21 protein-coding genes and 2 pseudogenes are annotated in these 21,593 nt (G+C 47.4%); 5 read left to right on the forward strand and 18 right to left on the reverse strand.

What is annotated here, in order from left to right:
* Position 1: 1 nt before the first annotated feature.
* Positions 2 to 325 (forward strand): annotated as a pseudogene (locus KB890_RS01525) (aldo/keto reductase); the annotation flags it as partial.
* A gap of 65 nt (positions 326 to 390) precedes the next feature.
* Entirely contained in the window at positions 391 to 1,335 is a 945-nt protein-coding gene (locus KB890_RS01530) for an SMP-30/gluconolactonase/LRE family protein (RefSeq protein WP_004884416.1), read from the forward strand.
* A 51-nt stretch (positions 1,336 to 1,386) separates the two neighbouring features.
* On the opposite strand, the gene KB890_RS01535 is transcribed toward KB890_RS01530, so the two are convergent.
* Positions 1,387 to 2,424, reverse strand: a complete 1,038-nt coding sequence (locus KB890_RS01535) for an aldo/keto reductase (protein ID WP_004179866.1) — start codon at positions 2,422 to 2,424, stop codon at positions 1,387 to 1,389.
* A gap of 217 nt (positions 2,425 to 2,641) precedes the next feature.
* On the reverse strand, positions 2,642 to 2,746 hold the full coding sequence (locus KB890_RS27495; RefSeq protein ID WP_077257447.1) for a helix-turn-helix domain-containing protein: 105 nt from the start codon (positions 2,744 to 2,746) through the stop codon (positions 2,642 to 2,644).
* Between KB890_RS27495 and KB890_RS27500 the strand changes: the two genes are divergently transcribed.
* Positions 2,711 to 2,830, forward strand: coding sequence for a hypothetical protein (locus tag KB890_RS27500; RefSeq protein WP_223168828.1), 120 nt, complete (start codon positions 2,711 to 2,713; stop codon positions 2,828 to 2,830). The genes KB890_RS27495 and KB890_RS27500 overlap by 36 nt on opposite strands.
* 548 nt (positions 2,831 to 3,378) lie before the next feature.
* Here KB890_RS27500 and KB890_RS01545 read toward each other — a convergent pair.
* A complete protein-coding gene (locus tag KB890_RS01545; protein ID WP_004179864.1) occupies positions 3,379 to 4,254 on the reverse strand; it encodes a LysR family transcriptional regulator in 876 nt (291 codons plus the stop codon).
* A gap of 216 nt (positions 4,255 to 4,470) precedes the next feature.
* Between KB890_RS01545 and KB890_RS01550 the strand changes: the two genes are divergently transcribed.
* Both KB890_RS01550 and KB890_RS01555 read left to right on the forward strand, forming a co-directional pair.
* On the forward strand, positions 4,471 to 5,673 hold the full coding sequence (locus tag KB890_RS01550) for a M20 aminoacylase family protein (protein WP_020806275.1): 1,203 nt from the start codon (positions 4,471 to 4,473) through the stop codon (positions 5,671 to 5,673).
* Between the two features lie 100 nt (positions 5,674 to 5,773).
* A complete protein-coding gene (locus KB890_RS01555; protein ID WP_020325038.1) occupies positions 5,774 to 7,093 on the forward strand; it encodes an MFS transporter in 1,320 nt (439 codons plus the stop codon).
* 482 nt (positions 7,094 to 7,575) lie between these two features.
* On the opposite strand, the gene KB890_RS01560 is transcribed toward KB890_RS01555, so the two are convergent.
* The 15 genes and pseudogenes from KB890_RS01560 to KB890_RS01630 form a co-directional block, all read right to left on the reverse strand.
* The gene (locus KB890_RS01560) at positions 7,576 to 8,091 is read right to left on the reverse strand and encodes a methyltransferase family protein (protein WP_080883435.1); all 516 of its coding nucleotides are present in this window, start codon (positions 8,089 to 8,091) and stop codon (positions 7,576 to 7,578) included.
* A gap of 223 nt (positions 8,092 to 8,314) precedes the next feature.
* The gene (locus tag KB890_RS01565) at positions 8,315 to 8,698 is read right to left on the reverse strand and encodes a RidA family protein (protein ID WP_004884428.1); all 384 of its coding nucleotides are present in this window, start codon (positions 8,696 to 8,698) and stop codon (positions 8,315 to 8,317) included.
* A gap of 74 nt (positions 8,699 to 8,772) precedes the next feature.
* On the reverse strand, positions 8,773 to 9,684 hold the full coding sequence (locus KB890_RS01570; protein WP_004179857.1) for a LysR family transcriptional regulator: 912 nt from the start codon (positions 9,682 to 9,684) through the stop codon (positions 8,773 to 8,775).
* Positions 9,685 to 9,763: 79 nt separating this feature from the next.
* Positions 9,764 to 10,969, reverse strand: a complete 1,206-nt coding sequence (metC, locus tag KB890_RS01575; protein WP_004884445.1) for a cystathionine beta-lyase — start codon at positions 10,967 to 10,969, stop codon at positions 9,764 to 9,766.
* Positions 10,970 to 11,055: 86 nt separating this feature from the next.
* Positions 11,056 to 12,240, reverse strand: a complete 1,185-nt coding sequence (locus tag KB890_RS01580; RefSeq protein WP_004179855.1) for an aminotransferase-like domain-containing protein — start codon at positions 12,238 to 12,240, stop codon at positions 11,056 to 11,058.
* 191 nt (positions 12,241 to 12,431) lie between these two features.
* Positions 12,432 to 13,712 carry an amino acid permease gene (locus KB890_RS01585; protein WP_004179854.1) on the reverse strand — a complete coding sequence of 427 codons (1,281 nt, stop codon included), beginning with the start codon at positions 13,710 to 13,712 and terminating at the stop codon, positions 12,432 to 12,434.
* Between the two features lie 365 nt (positions 13,713 to 14,077).
* Positions 14,078 to 15,016 (reverse strand): LysR family transcriptional regulator, encoded by a 939-nt coding sequence (locus KB890_RS01590; protein WP_004179853.1) that lies wholly within the window; start codon positions 15,014 to 15,016, stop codon positions 14,078 to 14,080.
* 161 nt (positions 15,017 to 15,177) lie between these two features.
* Positions 15,178 to 15,321: a DUF2474 domain-containing protein gene (locus KB890_RS01595; RefSeq protein WP_022631200.1), complete on the reverse strand. Its 144-nt coding sequence runs from the start codon at positions 15,319 to 15,321 to the stop codon at positions 15,178 to 15,180.
* A 12-nt stretch (positions 15,322 to 15,333) separates the two neighbouring features.
* Positions 15,334 to 16,338, reverse strand: a complete 1,005-nt coding sequence (gene cydB, locus KB890_RS01600; RefSeq protein WP_004179851.1) for a cytochrome d ubiquinol oxidase subunit II — start codon at positions 16,336 to 16,338, stop codon at positions 15,334 to 15,336.
* Positions 16,331 to 17,745, reverse strand: a pseudogene (locus KB890_RS01605) (cytochrome ubiquinol oxidase subunit I). Before KB890_RS01605 ends, cydB begins: the two are co-directional and overlap by 8 nt.
* Before the next feature lie 124 nt (positions 17,746 to 17,869).
* Complete coding sequence (locus KB890_RS01610) at positions 17,870 to 18,391, reverse strand: carboxymuconolactone decarboxylase family protein (RefSeq protein ID WP_004179848.1); 522 nt, start codon at positions 18,389 to 18,391, stop codon at positions 17,870 to 17,872.
* A 35-nt stretch (positions 18,392 to 18,426) separates the two neighbouring features.
* Complete coding sequence (gene trxA, locus KB890_RS01615; RefSeq protein WP_004179847.1) at positions 18,427 to 18,750, reverse strand: thioredoxin; 324 nt, start codon at positions 18,748 to 18,750, stop codon at positions 18,427 to 18,429.
* Positions 18,751 to 18,777: 27 nt separating this feature from the next.
* Complete coding sequence (locus KB890_RS01620; protein WP_004179846.1) at positions 18,778 to 19,803, reverse strand: alcohol dehydrogenase catalytic domain-containing protein; 1,026 nt, start codon at positions 19,801 to 19,803, stop codon at positions 18,778 to 18,780.
* Positions 19,800 to 20,873: a flavin monoamine oxidase family protein gene (locus KB890_RS01625; RefSeq protein WP_004179845.1), complete on the reverse strand. Its 1,074-nt coding sequence runs from the start codon at positions 20,871 to 20,873 to the stop codon at positions 19,800 to 19,802. Before KB890_RS01625 ends, KB890_RS01620 begins: the two co-directional genes overlap by 4 nt.
* Positions 20,870 to 21,544 carry a cupin domain-containing protein gene (locus KB890_RS01630; RefSeq protein ID WP_032408683.1) on the reverse strand — a complete coding sequence of 225 codons (675 nt, stop codon included), beginning with the start codon at positions 21,542 to 21,544 and terminating at the stop codon, positions 20,870 to 20,872. The genes KB890_RS01625 and KB890_RS01630 overlap by 4 nt, the downstream gene beginning before the upstream one ends.
* Positions 21,545 to 21,593 lie beyond the last annotated feature (49 nt).

Below are 21,593 nucleotides of genomic sequence, written 5' to 3' on the forward strand. Positions count from 1 at the left end.
GACCAAATGGCGGCATAACCTGCCACGCTTCCAGCCCGATGCCCTGGCCAAAAACATGGTGCTGCTTGAATTCGCGCAGTCGTGGGCCCGTCGCAAAAACACCACTCCGGTTCAGTTCGCGCTGGCCTGGGTGATGGCGCAGCGGCCCTGGATTGTCCCTATCCCGGGTACGACGCAATATCCGCACCTGATAGAAAACAGCGGCGCACCGCAAGTCCGGTTGACGGACAGCGAGCTACGCGAAATCGATGCGGCGCTTGCCAAAATCCCATTGCAGGGCGGTCGCGCCGATCCGTTTACCGAAAGTCAGTTTGATAAAAGTTAATACCTGCTGTCACAGGGAGACTGCAGGTGAAGTCTCCCTCTGTATTATTGCCGGGGATAAACTACATGAATGGACTAAATCATAACGCGCTTACATGCAGTGCCGTCCCCATACCGCCCTGGGAGCGTTCTCTTCAGACCGTGGAGGCCCAGCCGTACTTCAACGTTTCACAGGCGTCGCTCGTGCTCGAAGGGATCGTGTTCGATCGGAACAATAACCTGCTGTTTGTTGATGTGGCGACGGGGCGCGTGTTTAAGCTAACCCCGGAGCGGCAGCTTTCCATTGTCCTTAAGGAGAATTCATTCGGTGCTTCCGGCCTGGCGGTACACAAAGATGGACGGATCTTTATCGCGTCGGTGGGCGATATGCAGCGAGGTTCTGTCCGGGCTATCGAACCCAACGGCACCCGTGAGCAGATGATTGTTGCCCCTGATACTGGATTTCTTGTCAACGATCTGGTCTTTGATAATCAGGGCGGATTTTATTTCACTGACAGCCGGGGAAATTCAGCCGATCCACAGGGTGGGGTGTTCTACGTTAGTCCCAATGTCGGGTCAATTCATGCCATCCTGCCTGGACTCGCGGTCGGGAACGGCATAGCGATTGACCCCGGCGGCTCTCAGATATGGGCCACAGAACACGCTAAAAACAGGCTTCATCGCGTAAGACTGTCAGACGCCACTACGGTCGCCCCGTTTGGTTCAGTTGTTACCTATCAGTTCACCGGGCCGGCGCCAGACGGGGCCCGTGTCGACAGCGAAGGCAATGTATATGTGGCCATCTCAGGCCAGGGCCGCGTCATGGTCTTCAACCGCAACGGACTGCCTATTGGGCAAATTGTGCTGCCTGACCGCGACAAAGGCCGTAACCTTAAATCGACAAGCCTGGCGATCCGCCCCGGGCATCGCGAGTTGTTTATTGTCGCTAACAGCGGGACCGAACCTGGTGGAGCGATGATTTTTCGATCGGGCGCATTCGCGCCGGCACCGTTTCCCTTTTCACATCAGTGACCGGGAATGAGTGGTCTGGGAGACCCGGCAACGCCGGGCCAGGGCAGGGTGTTAATAGTTCTGGATCGCTGAAGGCGGCGTGAGGGAAGGCGGCGTATCCGGAAGCGGGGGAATGATCCCGTCAACGGGGTGCGGCAGATAGCGAGCTTCCAGTTCCGTGATTTCGGCATCGCTAAGTGAAAAGTCCAGCGCGCTGATAGCCGTGGAAAGATGTTCTGGTTTCGTTGCGCCAATGATCGGTGCTGTGATGACGGATTTTGATAACAGCCAGGCAATAGCAACATGAGCTCTTGGCACCGCGTGCTTTTCGGCAATGCTGGCAACAACATCAATCACGGGCTTATCCAGAAGGGCTGCGTTCTCATACATTTTTAACGCAAAGGCATCGTTTTGCGTTCGTCGGGACGTGACACTCCAGTCGCGCGTGAGCCTGCCGCGTGCCATCGGACTCCAGGGGATCACCCCAACGCCCTGGTCTTCACACAGGGGCAGCATCTCACGCTCTTCTTCCCGGTAAAGCAGGTTGTATTGCGGTTGCATCGTGATAAATCGGGTCCAACCGTTACGCTCAGCGGTATGCTGCATTTTTGCAAAGCGCCAGGCTTCCATAGAAGATGCGCCGATATAACGCGCTTTTCCTGCTTTAACGACGTCATGCAGAGCCTCCATGGTCTCTTCAACAGGCGTGGAGTAGTCAAAGCGATGAATCTGAAAGAGATCCACATAATCCATGCCTAAGCGCATCAGGCTATCGTCAATAGACTTAAAAATGGCCTTGCGGGAGAGAAACCCGGTATTGGGTGAGTTGCGCCACGGAAAGAAGGTCTTTGTCGCTACAACGATCTCGTCGCGTCTGGCCATCTCTCTCAGCGCTTTTCCTGTAATTTCTTCTGAACTACCGCCCGAGTAGATATTCGCGGTATCAAAAAAATTAATGCCGGCTTCAAGCGCCTGACGAATGAGCGGTCGTGACGCCTTTTCATCCAGGGACCAGGGTTGAGGCAAACGTTCAGGTTCGCCATAACTCATACAACCGAGACAAAGACGGGAGACTTTCAACCCGCTACGACCCAGATTCACATACTTCATTCGGTGTTCCTTCTTTTATTGCCAGCAATTATGTTTGTGACAGGGTATTGCACTGGTATGAAGGGAACCAGCATGCGCCATTGAATGGTGTTATGAGTTTTTTTCACAAGTAGACAACATTCTCATACGCCAGCCTAGGCCCAAAGTCGGTATAGCGTTCGCGGATAATATTGAGTGCGTACCGGGCAAGACCATCAGGCAGCTGGTTATTGCTGGGTTATCCACGACGGCGGTTAGGCATACTCAGTGGGCCTGATTGATTGTAACGCGAGAGAAGGCGTCGGCACTGGCGATCGGGAATACCCAGGCGCTGCGCGGCCATCTGAGTGGTCAGACGCCGGTCGACAACGTCATGAATGATTTAGAGTCGGTTAACTTCATCCAAAGTAAAAATGCCGGTGCATGATCCGTCATCAGAATCCTTTGATTGGGAAGCTATCTTTGAAAGCAGTGATCGCTGTGGTAAGACTGTAGCGCGGACATATCTATTTGGTCAGAGACGGACATCTCAATTTAGCTACTACAACATTAGTGCGCATAATGTATATTATGTTAAATTGAGTGTATGTGCGTAAGCAAACCTTTTCATAATCCCTACTCCTCGCTCATGAAATCAGTATACTCAGGCATTAAAGCTCTACGGGTGACGCTTTATTTTAGTCTTACACTACTAGTCCGCCAGTTGCGCCGATACTCTCGTGTGGTGCTGGCCCTCTGATGCTCCCTATTGGCGATCGGGTCAAAGCAGGACAACTGCTGGTCACGCGTTAGATACAACCGGTCATATTCAGCACGATGACGCACAGGTCGACGTTTCAGGAGACTAAACTTCTGCATAGAGGTTTCCTTCCTCATCGTCAGCCGAAAGCATATTCTCATGCCATTAGTCCCGATTGACCGCTTGCGCTCAAAAAGCAGCAGTCATTTATTCCGCTATTAGCGCGTGGTATATGCTCAAATCAAATTTATTAAACTTTTTAAAACCTCAGAGCACCTGTCCTTGCGCCATACTAACTCCCATTCCTGTACAATGTTTAAATCTTCTAAAACCACAAACGACACGTTTGACGGAGCAAGATGTCTCATCCCTTCTGCAACGATGGTACATCCCATGCCTGCGCTAACTAATGTAAGCATCGATACTGCATCAACGCCGTGCATAACGGAACGTGGCGTAAAACCTGCATCGTAAAAGCAATGAATAAGTCGATCATGCCACGCCGGTGCCGCGGTACGAGGAAGCCATATAAAGTCAAGATTCTGCAATTCTCTTAAGTAACGAGGTTCTTTATTATCAGGCCACTTCCACTCAGTCGGATAAGCTAATAACATTTTTTCTTTGAAAACGGGGATTCCTGCAAAAAGCGGATCATTAAGAGGTCTAAACAATAAAAAACCAGCATCCAGCTCTCCCTCAGCGATCTTTGAAAGTTGCACTTCAGATATGAGGTGATGAAGCGTAATACCGACGAGCGGTGATGCCTTCTTGAATTTTTTTAATAATGTTGTGATCGGTGGTGCCGCATTTTGTATTACAGGAAGCGCTAGCGAAATATTACCACATTCTCCACGGGAGGCTCGTACAGCGCGCTCCTTTATGACGGTTACATTGTTGATCAATATTTCCGCGTCAACGAGGAACTGGCTTCCTGCATCAGTAAGTTGCACCCCGCGCCCTGTTCGATTGAAGAGCGTTACTCTAAGATCTTCTTCCAGTTTTTGCATCTGGCGTGTCAGAGCGGGTTGAGCAATATGAAGTTCTAACGCAGCTTGACTAATGCTACCTAGCTTCGCTACTGAGATGAAGTAGCGGCATTGACGCAATTCCATAGATATACCTCAATGGTATGAGTTAGATATTGAAAAGGTATTTTACGACAAGATTAGCATTATCTATCATCCATGTTGAATGAATTCAAGCAAGTATTTTTATGGCAGGAATTCAATAAAGTAGTTTGGGAAGGTTGATTTTATGTGAACTAGATCAATAAAGATAAAGCATTTGTTACTTTTCGAAGGTTAACGCTAACTAAAAAGAGATCCCCCATGTCATCTAAGTATAGAACGACTCTTAATGTGAAGAGGCTCACAGAATTTAGGCATGATTTACATATGCATCCAGAATTAAAATTTATGGAGCATCGTACATCCGATAAAATCGCAGCTTTTCTTACTGAGCTGGATATCCCTTACAAGAGAGGGCTAGCGTCTACGGGTATCGTTGGTAGTATATATGGTAAAAACCGTAGTGCTAATGATCCTGGACCAGCATTAGGCATAAGAGCTGATATTGATGCCCTGCCATTAGAAGAAGCAAATAAATTCACGCATGCTAGTAAGCATAAAGGGTGTATGCATGGATGCGGACATGACGGGCACACCGCTATGTTACTTGGCGCAGCCGAACTGCTTTCAGCAAATAGAGATTTTGATGGGACCATACATCTAATTTTTCAGCCAGGGGAAGAAGGCGGTGCCGGGGCGCGTGTTATGATGAACGAAGGACTGTTTAAGCTTTTTCCCTGTCAGGCTGTATTTGCTTTGCATAACTGGCCTCACCTTCCGCAAGGACAAATGGGGACAAAAATTGGCCCTATAATGGCATCGGGAGTCACTTTTGAGATCACCGTTTTTGGCAAAGGTGGACATGCAGCTCTCCCCCAGTCAACTATTGATCCTGTGCCGGTCGCCTGCTTTATTGTGTCGCATTTACAGACTTTAATATCACGTCGAATGAATCCTCTGGACGCTGCCGTGTTGACTATTGGTAAAATTGAAGCGGGGAGTTCACCGAATATAATTCCTTCTGAAGCAAAAATTATGGGCACATGCCGTACCTTAACAAACGAAGCTCAATCATTGATTCTGGATAATATGCAGCGTATTGCCATCAGCATAGCAGAAGCTCATGGCGCGCACGCTGAGGTAATTATTAAACAAGGTGGTTATCCAAATACTAATAATCATCCCAAAGAAGCTCGTTTTATGGCTAAAATGATGCGGGAAATTGTTGGTGAAAATAATGCTCATGATAATGTTCTTCCAGCGATGACCGCCGAAGATTTTGGTTTTATGCTCCAGGAGGTACCTGGCGCATATGGATGGATTGGGAATGGTAACGATGCGCTTTCTCAAGGGGATCTTCATAGTACATCATATGACTTCAATGATAAAAACCTCGAATTAGGTGCTCTTTTTTGGGAGAAACTAGCACGTCAATGGTTTATTACAGAGGTTACACATAGTTAGCTGTCATTTCGCCCGAAAAGTCCGAACAGGTAAAATTTTCTCTTACCTAACCTCAGAAAATAAAAATTTACCGCCCTATAATAACCATAAGGATTAATAAATGAAAAATGATACTGATTTGCCCCAAAGTGTCACAATTTTAGAGCATGTACAAAAACCTACGAAACAGCGTTTTTTTGTGTTAGGGATATTATTCGTTAGCTTATCGATTATATATCTTGACCGTGTCAATATTTCTATTATTGCAGCAAATACACACTTTTTAAACGAAATGCATCTTAATGACAAACCAATCTTAGTTGGCTTGTTGATGTCTTTATTCTTAGCGAGTTACGGGATTGCTAATGTTTTTTTAAGCCCTTTAGGAGATTATATTGGCCCTCGAAGGGCCATGCTTATCGCTTATGTGGTGATAAGCCTATCACTTTTGATTGGGGGGTTGTCAAGTTTCTTTGCTATATTATTAGGAACCAGGATTTTGCTAGGTATTGGTGAGGGGCTTTACTACCCTATGCAAAATACAATCATAAAAAATTGGTTCCCTGCTGGAGAACGAGGTCGAGCGAATACGGCATGGATCTTAGGACAGTCACTCGCTCCTGCACTAGCCATGCCTCTTTATACCTGGATCATCGCTGAGCATTCCTGGCGTCATACTTTTTATTTTTCATTCTCGTTAACCTTGTTGCCCATTGTTCTAATCTATTTTTTCACATCAAACTTCCCACAGGAAAATAAATACGTTAACGTTCTTGAACTCCAAAAAATCAATAAAAGCACCACAGAGGAAGTTTTACATAAAAATAGCAGTGAAAAAATTTCAGTTGTTGAACGTGCCAAAGTATATCTGTGCAATTCTAATTTTTGGATTTTATTAGCTGTTTTTTCTTCTAACTCCATGCTGTCATGGGGTGTCGTAACTTGGCTTCCAACATATTTAAATACCGAGCGCGGTTTTTCATGGGCAAATGTCGGTTGGATGTCCGCGCTTCCTTTTATATTTGGACTTTTGTTCAAGGTGCTTGCTGGGTTTATTGTCGACAAAACTGACAGGAAAGGCATGGTAATGTTTGTCTCGGCCATGTTGTGTGCTGCAAGCATCCTGACTGGAGTGAATATTAGTAATAATTTTTTCGCTGCAATCGTTATCTCCTTCGGTATCGGCGCCTCCTCAATGCAACTACCCTGTGTGTTTACCCTCTTGCAATCAATGGTTCCTGCAGAAGCGATGTCGTCTGCAGCGGGGGCTTTAAATGGTATGGCCGTTGGTTTCGGGGCATTATCACCTGTATTAATTGGTTTTATATTGAGTGTTACTCATAACTTTTACTTTGTTATGTATATTCTAATAGGGATAGTTGTAATTGGCGGTTTGTTTTCATTGCTTTTTAGTCGTGACAGAAGTCGGCTTTTAAACTAAACGTTTCTCCTTACATTTATTAACAATGGCGACGTTCGAGTGTCGCCATTTTTTAATAAGCATGCATAATTTTAGAGTTAAAATCAAGTTAATCTACCCTTCCCCATCTTAGTAAAAATATTAATTAATTCGTAAGAGTGAAAATCATTTAAAAGATTCACGGAATACTCTGCGCAGCTCTAAAATGCTACTTTCATCAACATAGTGCATTAATAAAAAATATAGCACAAATTATCATCTCGAGAGTAGATTTTGCGTGACCATACCAGTGAAACATCTTACAGATTCAGGATATTCCTGGTAACGACGGGATATCTACCGTATTCCATCGTTTGGTCGACATAGCTGAAATACTCGTGCGCTGGAACCATACAGCATTTCGTGAGTGTCGGACAAACAGTACGTAACGAATGAATTATTAGTGGTATGTGAGAAGCGAATACCATTCACACAATTTTAACGATAAATAAAATGGTATCCCATCACTTGGCGCGCCCCTTAATGACCGCATATAACGATGCCAGAGAGAACCAGCGAGGTGTATTGTTGCAATATTCTTCCCATTGTCGGCCAAACAGTTGCTGCATTCCAGCCTCTTCAACCTGTATATGCAAGATGCTCAGAAGTAAAATGAGAAACGGGGTAATCATTAAACCAATTACACTACTTAACAATAGGGCCAAAGCGATATGTAGCCCTATAAATCCAAGGTAGACGGGGTTGCGAGAAAAACGAAAACATCCTCTGGTCACCAGCATACTGGTTCGTTCCGGATGCAGTGCGTTGAGGGTTGTTTGATTACTTATCAACGTTACCAGTCCCGTCAGAGACAGGACAAGACTAATGCCTCCAGTGACCAGGGCGGTGCATACTCTCCATGAAATAGTGAATACCTCATCAATATGCATAAGTATAGGCCAACGCGCCCATATATTGATCAATAAACAAAGCAGTAAAAGCACTGGCGGAGCCAGGCCCTTTCTTGCAATATCTCGCATTCTATACATGGTATTCCTGCCTCCTGTGGGTTCCGAAGCGAGTCAAAATTAACACTAATATTCTCACTCGTTGCTGCGTTGCCCGACCATTTGCCTTGCCCACGTAGTTATGCTCTAACCATTCACCCTTTTCATCTAACCAGGATTAAAAAGCAACAAGGAGGTCAAAGTAAAAATAATGTGCCTGTGTTCACGGCACATATCCACTTTGCCTCCTGTTGTATTACTTAATATACGCGATGGCTTCGATTTCAACTAAGGCTTCTTTGGGTAATTTGCCAGCCTGAATGCATGAACGCGCTGGCGCTCCTGAGTCACCAAAAAATTCGGAGTATACTTCATTAAATACCGAAAAATCCTCCATCTTTGCGAGGAAACAGGTAGTTTTAAGTACAGTATCCAGCGAAGCGCCTGATTGTTCCAAAACGGCTTTTAGATTTAATAACGACTGGCGAGTCTGTTCCCTTACTCCTCCTTCGGGAAATGCCATCGTTGTTGGATCCAGAGGTAGTTGGCCTGAAGTCATCACTAAATTGCCGAATGATACCCCTTGAGAATAAGGTCCAATAGCTGCTGGAGCAGCTTTTGTATTGATTATTTTTTTCATTTTTTCTCCTGTAAATAAAGATATTGCCGTCTTCTTATGCAAAAAAACTCTCACTTACATTGTTATTACGTATTTTAGATTTCATCTAATAAGCGCAAGCAGCGCTGTCTGGTAAAGCCAATAAAGTCATTAACATAGCCCTTGTCGATGTTCTCTGTTAGTGTGGCAAGCCAAACTTCTGAAATTAGTTTATTTTCCGTGATTGACTTTGCTGTGACGTATTTTTTTTCAAGATATTCTGATACTGCCCAGATAGGCAATGCGGCAATACCCCGCTGGCAGGCAACCTGTTGAATGATAGCCATGGTGAGTTCAGTGGTTTTTCTCCTAATTGGAATGCCGGCAGGTTTAAGTACTTTTCGACAAAGATCGATGCGCTCATCCGGTACTGCATAGGTGATGAGCGATTCACCACGAAAATCTTCCGCTTCAAGCCAAGGCTTTCGCGTTAAAGGATGTTCATTTGCCAAAATAGCAACCATTTCATATTTAAATAAAGAGCTGTACCTCACCAGATCTGTCTGCTCGGTTTCATCCACGATGGCAACATCAGCTCTGTCTTGCAACAGAAGACCTATTGGATCCGGCTGAAAACCAGGCAATATATCAATTTCAACCTCAGACCATTTCTTACGAAACTCATCCATCACCGGTAGTAACCAGCCATAACAGGTGTGACACTCAAGGGTTATCCGGAGCGCGCCCTGTTTTCCGAGCGCTAACTTATAAAGATCCCTGTTGGCTTCCTCCATTGCATTAAGCACGATTTCAGCAAGGTGTAACAAACGCTCACCCGCCAGGGTAAACTTTACGGGCGATGTTTTTCGCATAAACAGAGTAACGTTATAGTGCTCTTCCAGTTGTTTGATCTGGTGCGATAGTGCCGATTGAGTCAGTTGCATAGCTGCGGCCGCGCGCGTCAGACTTCCTGTTTTACGCAATGCTAAAAGAGTTTGTAAGTGCTTAAGTTCTATCGGAATATCCATTACTACTTCCGCCAATCACAACGTTTTGTCATAGCGCTAGTATAACAAGCGCCAGCTTGACTGGCGCTTTTGCTGGTTCTTACCCCTTCAGATGACGCAGCGCCTGATCCAGGTCTCTTACTAAATCTACTGGATCTTCTAAGCCGATTTGTAAACGGAAGGAGTGCCCTTCGTACGGCCAGTGATATTCCGGACGATCTTTACGCGGGTTAAATGGAATGGCCAGGCTTTCAAAACCGCCCCACGAAAAACCAATGCCGAAATACTGCAGGCTATCAATAAACTTCTCCACAGACTCTTTTGAGTAGTGCGGTTTAAGCACCACGCTAAACAAACCGCTGGAACCGGTGAAGTCACGTTTCCAAATTTCGTGCCCCGGACATGAAGGCAATGCCGGGTGTAGCACCTGCTCCACTTCTTCACGTTCTTCAAACCATTTAGCAATTTTAAGCGCTGAATCCTGATGGCGTCCGAGACGCAAAGACATCGTGCGTAATCCACGTTGTGCGAGATAAACATCATCCGGCGCAGCATGAAGACCAAATAGATAGATAAAGCGACGAATGGCAAGCCAGGTTTCTTTATTCGTCGTGATCAAGCCCATCTGCGCATCAGAGTGCCCAACGATATATTTAGTGGCGGCATGCACGGAGACATCCACGCCATGCTCAAATGGTTTGAAAAATAGTGGCGTTGCCCAGGTATTGTCAATTATCACTTTAGCGTTGTGGGCATGCGCCACGCGAGTTATTGCCGGAATATCCTGGATATCAAATGTTTGGGAGCCTGGAGATTCTGTAAACACCACGGTAGTGTTTTCCTGGAACAGTTGACCAATGCCATCGCCGATAGTAGGGTCGAAAAAGGTTGCCGAAACGCCCATTTTGGCCAGCACATTATTTACGAACCCACGCGTCGGGCCGTAAACGCTGCTACTGACAAGAATATGATCGCCACTTTTTACCAGAGCCAGTAATGCACTGGTGCATGCTGCCAGCCCTGTAGGCACCAGTAAAGATCGGTACCCCCCCTCCAGTTCGGCCAGAGCTTTCTGCACGGCGAAGGTGATTGGCGTTCCAAATCGACCGTAATACATCACTTCATCTTCCGCATCTTCAAACAGAGCCTGGTGACGCTCGTTTAGCTCTTTGCAGTTTTTGAAGATGACCGTAGAGGCGTGATATACAGGCGGGTTAACCACGCCACCAAATACCTCAGGATCGAATGGGCCATGGCACAGATACGTTTCTGGAGACATCTGGTTATCAAAACTATGATTAGTCATTATTACTCTTCCTCTGGTTACAACTTACAACTCTAACTGTCTTGTTTATTACCAATGTCCTCGCTGGGTATAGCAGGTGAGGACGCTTAATTAAGCGAAATTTTCAGGCGCTTAACCGCTTCTATCAGATTCTCTTCCGTGGTGCTGACATACGACATTCGCAGAGTGCAATGATCAGGTTCTTCGCAGTAGAAAAATTCACCAGGCACGAACACCACGCCGTTGCGTATTGTTTTCTGAAGCCATTGCGTGGTATCCATCGCATATTTAAACTTCGCCCATAAAAACATGCCGCCCATCGGCTGATGAAAAGTGAGGTGGTCACCTAGTTCGTTCAGCAGATGGTGGCTTAGAACTCGACATTTGAGCTCATAAGCCTTCCGGATGAGTGCGATCTGTCCCGGCAAGCGGCCACTGTGTAAATAGTGAGAGGTCAGCGACTGTGAGAGTGCACTTGTATGTAAATCTGTGGTTTGCTTGATATTGACTACCGCTCTTTTCAGCCAATCCGGTAGCACGAGCCACCCTACCCGAGCGCCTGGCGCGAGGATCTTCGAAAAGGTTGATGTGTAAACAACGTTATCATTGTTACCCCTTTCCGCAGACCATGCTCTGAGCGGGATGAATGACGAATCCGTAAAATTAATTTCGCCGTAAGGGTCGTCTTCGATGATGATAAAATCGTAGCGTAGTGAGAGTTCCACCAGCTGTTTACGCCGTTGCTCCGCGAGGCTAACGCCTCCTGGATTGCCAAACGTGGGCACGATATACACTGCTTTTATCCGGGTCGATAGAAGCAGCGTTTCCAGCTCATCGACAATCATGCCCTCAGCGTCAGTTCCTACCGACAACAGGTTCGCTTCAGCAAGCTGAAATACCTGCAGCGCCGCCAGGTAAGTAGGCCGTTCTAACACCACTACATCGCCAGGATTAATCAGAGCCCGAGCAAGAATATCCAGAGATTGCTGGGAGCCGGAGGTCACAACAACATTCTCTACGCCGCAGTGAATTCCCCGGTCAAGCATGATCTGGCAGATGGCTGCCCGCAGTTCAGGATTACCCTCACTCAGTCCATACTGAAACGCGTCTTCCCAACCGTGGGTCAAGATGTGATCCATAGCAATCTGTAAGCCTTCCCGATCAAACAAGTTTGGATCTGGTATTCCTCCGCCCAGGGAAATAACACCGTCCATTTTGCTGTGTTTCAATAATTCTCTAATTGCAGATGATTTAAGATTTTGTAACTTATTTGCGATTTTAGTATGCGACATCTTAGCTCCCTAACCTCTTTATATATCTCTTTTAATATCACAGGCACGCAGCAATGATAATTATTTTTTTGCTCCCGCTTTTTATTTGCGGATCAACATGAATTGAATTAATGATGACCCGCAACAGGATTCATGATGACGCAATGCAAAAAACAAAATCTCAGTAAAGTGTAAGTTATATGAGTTAAAAATTATTGTGAAAACAGCATGACAAAAGGTCCAATGCACATGAGCATGCCGATTAAAATCACATAGTAAACCGAGACGCCACGAAGGTCAGAAAACTTGTCATTCTTAAGAATAATAAAACCAGGAATGATGCAGCTAATAAGTCCGTAAGTCACGCCACCAAACACAAACACCTTCAGAATGGGAAAGTTCGTTAGTACTATCAGCCACAGCACCAGCACAACCATGACAAAAGCGGCAACTGAGATCGCCTTACTATTGTTTTCCTGAGGCTTAACTATTTTTTCAACAGTGACTTTGATCAGACCTACAAAAGATTCATGTACGGCCAGATAGAGCGCCAGGAATGCCGTCACAATGGAAAACACATTGAGAATAACGCTCATATACTTCACCGTGGCCCCAGGAATGACCTTGGCGGCCAGCGCCAGGGCCGAGATATTATCCTGATAGGCTCGTAGCGCATCGGCTTCGCTGATAGAAAGTACGATGGACATGACAAACAACAGCACGGTAGCGACAAGAACTAAATAAGCCACTTTGTGTACGCGTAAAATTTTATATTTTGCCACGTCCTTATCTTCTTCACGTTTTTTATAGGCGATGTTCATCGGATTTAGTATCCCAACAAACATAATGGAGAAGATAGCGAACGGAAGCGTCGGGAACGTACCTACGACAAGGTGGCTAACGGTTGGGAATGCACCAATATTGCTCACATCCCAGAAAGGGATCACCACGAAACCAATCGCTACGATGATCACCAGCTTTACGGCGATCATGCTGCCTGAAACTTTGAAGAGCAGCTTTTCTCCTTTCGACGCGACCAGAGAGAGCCCGGCGATTAACAGCAGAGACCACCACCAGTGTTCGGATAACGTCTGGTTAGTAAGGCCAAAGGTTTTCAGATACGAGGCGCTGTCGTTGGTAATGGCAAGAGCATACTCCACCATCGACTTCAGCATGGTGAAGGAGTAAAGCGCGCCAAGCAGTACGCCCCAGCGGCTGCCAACGTAGCTGGTAATAATACTCAGGTAGGAATCTTGCTCATCGCTGCGCGCCATCGTTTCGATGAACAGCTTCTGCATGTAATAAACTGCCGGATAGCCCAGGATAACGGCCAGGGCAAAGACCCACACCCCTTTTAATCCAACCTGTAATGGGAAAAAGACGATTCCGGAGCCAATGGCAGCTCCGATGCAAAGCACCACCCACCCTAAATCATACATGGTAAAGGGAATATTCTTATGATTAATTGCTTCGGTATTAATTCCTACGGTCATAGGAGTCCCCAATAGACTTAACAAAAACACAAAGTTACGCATGTTTTAATTACATACTGGAATGACTTGTCTACATTTAATCCAGAAACCAACAAGTCCCTGACGATATTTCAATCAAATAAGCGGTAGATATCTTTGATTGAATGCATGAAGCTTTACACAGCAAACAAAGAGTGGCTAATGAATATTAGAGAAAACAGTTTATACTTTTATTCACATTGGATTTATTTCATCATAATATGACGCACACCACAAAATATAAAAGTTTTCACTTTAAAGTGTGACCAATGCAATAGTTTTTTCTTATGTCGGTAATTTCATTTTGGCTAATTATTGTGATCTGCCGCACGTTGATTGTGCGCTTATTAGAGCAAATTACCTATCGCTTTTTCCCAACGATTCCATGGCTGGTTTTCTTCCACCAAAAAATCAATAAATGATCTTACCTTTGGATTACGAAACTTGCTGGGGAAATAGAGTGCATAGAGGCTATGCGTCGGGTAAGCGTATTTACCGTCAAGCTTTAAAGGAACAAGCGCCCCTGCATCGATGTGCTGGCTGATGAGATAAGAGGGAAGCCAGGCAATACCCTGCCCTGAAAGAGCCGCCTTCAAGAGCAACAGGCTACTATTGGCCTGAACCGGTGTTCTGGGTTTTATTGCGCACTGCGGATGCGGGGATGCGATATCGTTATAGCGAAGGGCTGGCGTTAATCCTGGATAGATCAGACACTCATGGCTTGCAAGCTCGGTGCGTTTAGTCGGGGAGCCCTTCCGTGCAAGATAATCAGGGGAAGCACAGTATAGCCAGCTGATTTTTGAAAGTTTTCTGGCGGCGTAGTTCTGCGGGGGCGTGGCGGTAATCCTCAATGCGATATCAACATTGTTTTCATTCAGATTCGTCAGGTGATCGTCGAGATCCAGTATAAGTTCAACATCATGATTTTTTTTACGATATTCTTCAAAAATATCGATCAAATGTGCGTATCCAAACGCCACAGAACAGGTGATCTTCAAGGCCCCATGTGGATGGTTGAAATAGCCACAGGTCGTGTTAACGATATCGTCGAACTCTTTGAGCAGATCCGATGCTCTGGAAACGAAGTACTCCCCGGCTTCAGTCAACTGAAATGAGCGGGTTGTTCTTTGGATGAGCGGAACACCCAGGTTTTCTTCCATCACCGCCAGCCCCTTACTCACGGCGGATGGCGATAAATTAAGCAAGCGCGCCGCTTCTGACAGTCCCTTCCCTTCACTTATTTTTACCAGCATTTCAATTTGTTTGATCGTCAATGGAATGGTCATCGTTCTTTTCAACCGTCAAGCCTGTGGTGTCTGATATTCTCTCCCTACGGCAGTATGAAGTGGAAACTGAGGTTACAACAAAGCAGATAAACTTCCTGACTAATAAAGTTTTTCTTTTAGCAACGCCATCCGGACACCAGACCCGGATGGCGCTCGTACGATTATGCTTTCAGGCCTGCAGCAGTCATTAAGGCCCTAAAAATCATTGAATCTCCCCCTAAAGCGAGAACACTGACCGTCCAGATGACGATCAACCACACGAGCTTTTTCAGCAGCACGGGGGGTTTATTGTCAGCATGCATCATCTATACGTCTCCTTAATGGTATCCATCATCCGTTCTGACCTTTCCTCGAAAGACGTAATAGCTCCAGAAGGTGTAAACAAGAATGACGGGGATAATCACCAGGCTACCGGCCAGCATGAACGACTGACTCATTACTGGAGCAGCGGCCTGGCGAAGCGAAACCGATGGAGGAATGATAGTTGGCCAGATGCTTATTCCTAGTCCTGAAAAACCAAGAAACACCAGCATCAGCGTTAAGAAAAAGGGGGTGTAGTGCGCGCAGCGGTTAACAGCCCGGACGATCCCCCATGAGCTGAACAGCACTAATACCGGAACAGGCAGAAACCAGAACAGGTTTGGCAAACTAAACCAACGGTTGGCAATATGAGGATGTGCTAATGGCGTCCAAAGACTAATGATTCCCATAGCGACCATTAAGGCCAGCAACAATGGGAGGGTTAGTTTTGCCATTTTATGCTGCAGATGCCCCTCTGTTTTGACCATCAGCCAAGTGCTACCCAGTAGTGCATAGGCAATTAGCAGCCCCAGTCCACAAAACAGCGCAAAAGGATCGAGCCAGATAAATGCCGACCCTGCATATGCTCGCCCACTTACCGGTAAGCCATTAATCACAGCGCCAACAACGATACCCTGACAGAACGCGGCCAGTATAGAACCTGAAATGAAAGCTTTATCCCAAAATGGTTTATGGGCTGGAGTCGCTTTGAAGCGAAATTCAAATGCGACGCCACGGAAAATCAGACCAATAAGCATTAACGTCAAGGGCGCCGCTAGTGCATCAGTAATAACAGCATAGGCCAACGGAAACGCACCATACAAACTCGCGCCTCCCATCACCAGCCAGGTTTCGTTGCCATCCCATACAGGCGCTACCGAGTTAACCATAACATCGCGCTCTTCTGCATTTCTGTTAAACGGAAATATAATCCCTATACCCAGATCGAAACCGTCCATCACGATATACATCAGGATAGAGAAGATGATGATGCCGAACCAAATTAACGGAAGATCAATCATGATTGCCGTCCTCAGTACAATTGCCAGCTGAAAGTGGCCTGGCTGGTGTGCGCAACTTCCCCGGGCCCCCCTCCTGTAGATACTGACCTTCACCGGTTTGCGGCCCCTTCTTAATGAGCTGCATCATATAGATATAACCCACACCGAACACCGCACTGTAAACGATAATAAAGGCCATGAGACTCATACTCATATGCAGCTCGCCGTGTGCGGATACCGCCTCACGGGTCCGTTGAAGGCCATAAACAGTCCAGGGCTGTCTTCCTATTTCGGTGGTAAACCACCCTGCCAGGATGGCAATCAACCCGGACGGTCCCATTAGCAAGACGAACCAGAGGAACGGTCGAGAGGCGTACAGTTTTTTTTTGTAACGTAGCCATAGGCTTAAAATACCTTGGGTAATCATTAATAGTCCCAGACCAACCATGATACGAAATGACCAGAACACCACGGTAGAGTTGGGCCTGTCAGCAGGCGGAAAGCTTTTTAGCGCGGGGATCTGTTGGTTCAGACTGTGAGTCAGGATCAGGCTGCCAAGGTAAGGTACTTCAAGTGCAAATTTAGTTCGTTCCTGCTCCATATCTGGAATGCCAAACAGAATGAGCGGCGTGGCTACACCAGGCCTGTTTTCCCAGTGCCCTTCAATCGCCGCAATTTTTGCAGGCTGATGCTCTAACGTGTTTAGCCCGTGCCCATCGCCCAGAAATACCTGAATCGGCGCAATAATGGCTGCCATCCATAACGCCATAGAGAACATTTTGCGGATTGCTGGCGTGTCCCTGCCCTTAAGCAGATGCCATGCGCCAGATGCCCCAACGAAGAACGCACTTGCAAGGAAAGCGGCTGTCGTCATATGCACCAAACGCCATGGGAATGATGGGTTGAAAACAATTTTTATCCAGTCCTGAGGCTCGACTACACCATTCTCGATACTGTATCCCTGAGGCGTGTGCATCCAGCTGTTGGAAGCCAGGATCCAAAAGGTTGATATTAATGTTCCGAGAGCCACCATGCAGGTAGCAAAGAAATGCAGGCCGGGTCCTACTTTGTCGCGACCAAACAGCATAACGCCCAGGAAACCTGCTTCAAGGAAAAAGGCCGTTAATACTTCATAAGTAAGGGGCCCGTGATGCTACCTGCGAATTGAGAAAAACCGCTCCAGTTGGTCCCACACTGATAGGCCATTACCAGTCCGGAAACAACGCCCATCCCAAAGTTAACGGCAAAGACTTTCGACCAGAAATGATAGAGATCCAGGTAAACTGCGCTGCGTTTTTTCAACCAGAGGCCTTCGAGTACGACCAGATAGCTTGCAAGACCGATAGTTATCGCCGGAAAGATAATATGAAACGAAACGGTGAATGCAAACTGGATCCGTGCCAGATGAAAAGCATCTAAACCAAACATAGGTACTCCTTTTTATGGGCGTATTCGTGCTCAGGCATTGAAGCCTGTTACGCTGGGCCCATAGCATTACAGCAGCGTCTTCTGCTGTTATATTTCGATAGTGAAAAAAGAGAGGACTGTGGAGCTAGATATCCAGCGCCACCAGAAAACGCGAAACCATGTTGTAAGCTGCCACGGTCGCGACGGCCTCAACAGTTTTGGTTTCACCGAAGAGATTTTTCAATGATGCAATAACTGCGGCATCGACATTAACGTTTATGGTGGATTGATCGGTCAACGTAATGAGCATCCACTCCTGGTCATCGAACATTTCACGTTTCGGCACAGCGTTTTTTAGCGCTTGGGCCTTTTCTTCTGTTCCCCCTGCCTGCAGATAGGCTGGATAGTGCACCCCCCACTCAAATTGGGCACCATTCAGAACGGCGACGCGCAGCATGATCAATTCCAGATAAATCAGCTCCAGGCTAAAATCAGCGCGAACTCGGCTTAGTAGCTCATTCCAACCGGTGGCCAGCGGAACGCTTTTCAGTAATACCCTGTCGATGCCAATGAGTTCACCGTTGGGACGACGCGCCTGCATAGCTCTCAGCAAATCAGCGGGAACAGGATCTTTATCCTGCCACGGTGTCACACGTGTCTTGCTCATAATTACCCTCGCAGATGAATGTTGCTCATGATTTTTTAGTTGATAACGCTGGTCAGTAGCGCATCGAAGTCAGTTTTCGGTCTGGCGCCGGAAAATTCGATGACGGACTCCCCCTTCACAAAGATCTTAAAAAATGGGATGGTCCGAATGCCATGCTGTGATGCCAGATCGGGGTGCTTATCCACATTTACCTTGTACACCTTCAGTTTGCCGGCATGCTCCAGAGCAAGGGCATCGATGATGGGGGCGACAGTACGACAGGGATTGCACCAGGGGGCCCAGAAATCGACGAGTACAGGAATCGCGGATTCCAGCACGTCTGCAGTAAATTCCGTAGTTGAGATTTCTTTAATTGTCATTAGCAATGCCTTGTACGGGGTATGTATTCAACGGTGCCCCATGGTGAGAACCATGCGGAAAGACGCCTTTCCGCTACGCATTTTTTCATACGCCTCTTGTGCTTGTGCCAGAGAACGCGTTTCAATCTGCGCGCGCACAGCTACCAGCAGGCTGAAATTAAGCGTTTTTTCTAATTCAATTGCCGTCCCGGTCATGGCTCCGTTTATCTGTAACTCCCGTCCGACCATGAGACCCGGGGTAAAGCTCAATGGCGCTTTACCCACACCAACGACCATCAGCCTTCCCTGGGGAAGCAGCGCGGGTAGCAGAGTGGCAACGGCATGGCTGTCCGTGATGGTCGACAAAATAACTTTGGCGCCGCCAAACGCCTTAATGACTTCAACAGCCTCTTCTTTGTTGGTATCGATGTAGTAATGGGCACCGAGCGCAATGACTTCGCGTGCAATATCATCACCCCTGCCAACGGCGATAACGCGAAAACCCATTTTGCGTGCATATTGCAAAGCTAAATGTCCTAACCCCCCGATCCCCTGAATAACAACCGTATCGCCAGCCTGCGCTTGAGATTTTTTTAAGGCGTTAAAAGTCGCTACTCCGGCGCAAAGTAAGGGTGCGGCGTCAACGGAGGACAAATCATCCGGTATTGCGACCAGCCCCGTCTCACGCGCCAGCATGTATTCTGCATAACCCCCGTCTCTTGTGCTGCCAGTAACCGGTTGATTCTGACAGAGGTTAAAGTGTCCAAGACGGCATTGCTCGCAGGCGTTGCAATGACCACCTAGTCGCCCAACGCCGACACGTTGACCAGGCTTGAGCCAGGCCGGGAGCGGCCCCGATGTTTTGCAGATCGTACCGACCACTTCATGACCCGGTACACGCGGATACTCAACACTCTTTTCCAGACCTTCAACGACGCCAGAATCTGCTCCGCAAATTCCACAGGCCTCCACTTTTATCAGCACTTCACCTGGGCCGGGAACCGGAAGTTCTTTTTCCACACATTCCAGTTGACCAGGACGAGAAACTTGCATTGCTTTATAAGTCTGCTTCATCTTTTGTTCTCGATTATGTGTTGTACGCCTGCCGCAGCGGCATCAATCGCTCCTGCCAGGTAGCCAGGAAAGACGGTGGACCATTCGCTAGCGATACCGGTAAGACAGTTACGCCACGAGCCGTTATTTGCGCTGGCGGGTGGTACAGAATGCCCTGCGGGTAGGGCCAGGTCGCGCGAGGTTGAGGTAAAGGGATCCGCCGCCCAGTCTTTAAGAAACTCAGCATGGGGATAGGCGGCTTCCTCGCCTAACAGTCTTATCAACTGGGCTCGGCATAAATCTCTCAGGACCGCGTCACCTATCTTCTGACGCTCGTGAAAAGGCACGCCAATAAATCCGAACAGCGCAAACATCCTGTCAGGTTCTGAAACATCGTGAATTTCAACCATAGGCCCAATGTTGCTTCTTACCTCTCCGGATAATCCCTTCCTGTGCCAAAAATTATAGGGATACACAGCGACATACTTTGCATGGGGGGCCATCCAGGTTCCGGTGTTACGCCATGCCTGCAATAACGTCGTGGGCAGCGGGGGGAAAAAATTGATCCCTGCAGCCAGCATGGGGGGCAATGCCAGCAGTACATGTTGCGCCTGCCGGCTAAACGGACGTCCATCGGCATACGATCCGCAAATATTCAGGGTGCCATTTTGCTGTTCGATGTGTTTAACCTGCAGTCCGGTCTGAATGCGTTCAGGCTTTAACTTCGCAAGTAATGCATCGGGCAATCGTGACATCCCACCACTTACACGGGCGGCGGCAGGCGAAGAGACAAATCCAGGATGGCGAGAAGGGGCATCTTTGGAACGCTCAAAAAGCATGTCCCCCCTCTCCTGATGACTGAATGACTCAATGTTCAGTTCTCTGAATAACTGCTTCAATGCAGGTTGTATCGTTGGCCAGAACCAGGTCGCGCCTAAATCAGCCTCAACGGTATTCGCCTGCAAGATACGCCCCCCCATACGCTCACGGCCTTCGAGAAGTAGGTAGTTAATACCCGCTTTCTCCAGCAACATGGCCGCGTATAACCCGCTGAGTCCCCCTCCCACAATGATGACCTCAATATTCATCATGGTAGCGTTACCTGCTCAACATCGAGATGGCCTTCTTTGAGATACACCAGGCTTTTGTCGATCCCGGCAATAAACGCCATTCCATGCCCGGACGGGATGCGTATCCAGCTCCCTTTAGCATGGATGCTGTTGCCCTCAATTAGGTTACCTTCGACGATGAGCAACTCAGCCCCTCCCTTCAAAGAGGGGGCAACCAGCAGCGAACCAGAATCCATAAGCAGCAGACAAACTCGTTCTTCTGCGCTCTCAAACAACGGACAAATTGACATTCCGCCATCCTCACGCCAGTTTTCAGGCGCACGGCTATCGATACGTAGCGGAACAGTTTCTCGTTTTGTCATCTGACCAAGCTTGACGAATAGCTGCGTGCCTTTGTTGCTGTGAGGCTGGTGAGAGGAGCCCGGAGGGTTACGCAAATACCAGCCAGCGGGATAATCACGGTTGCCTTCCGAGAATTGCCCCTCCAGAACAAGGATCTCTTCTCCACCGGGATGCTGATGTTCCGGGAATGATGTCTGAGGTAAATAACGAACCAGGCTGGTGGCGCGGGCCTGCTCACCACCGATGCGATCCAACATAACACGATCAATTCCTGTCTGAGGGGAGTGAACCCAGTAATAATCATCGCAGGAGACGGTAACGCGTCGGGTGAAATCGTGGTTTATTAACATGCTGCTTTCCAAAGTATAGGAAAAGCGGCTCCGTACAGAAGCCGCAGAT

Origin of the sequence: Klebsiella sp. P1954 (genome assembly GCF_018199955.1) — a bacterium.
Taxonomy (GTDB): domain Bacteria; phylum Pseudomonadota; class Gammaproteobacteria; order Enterobacterales; family Enterobacteriaceae; genus Klebsiella; species Klebsiella pneumoniae.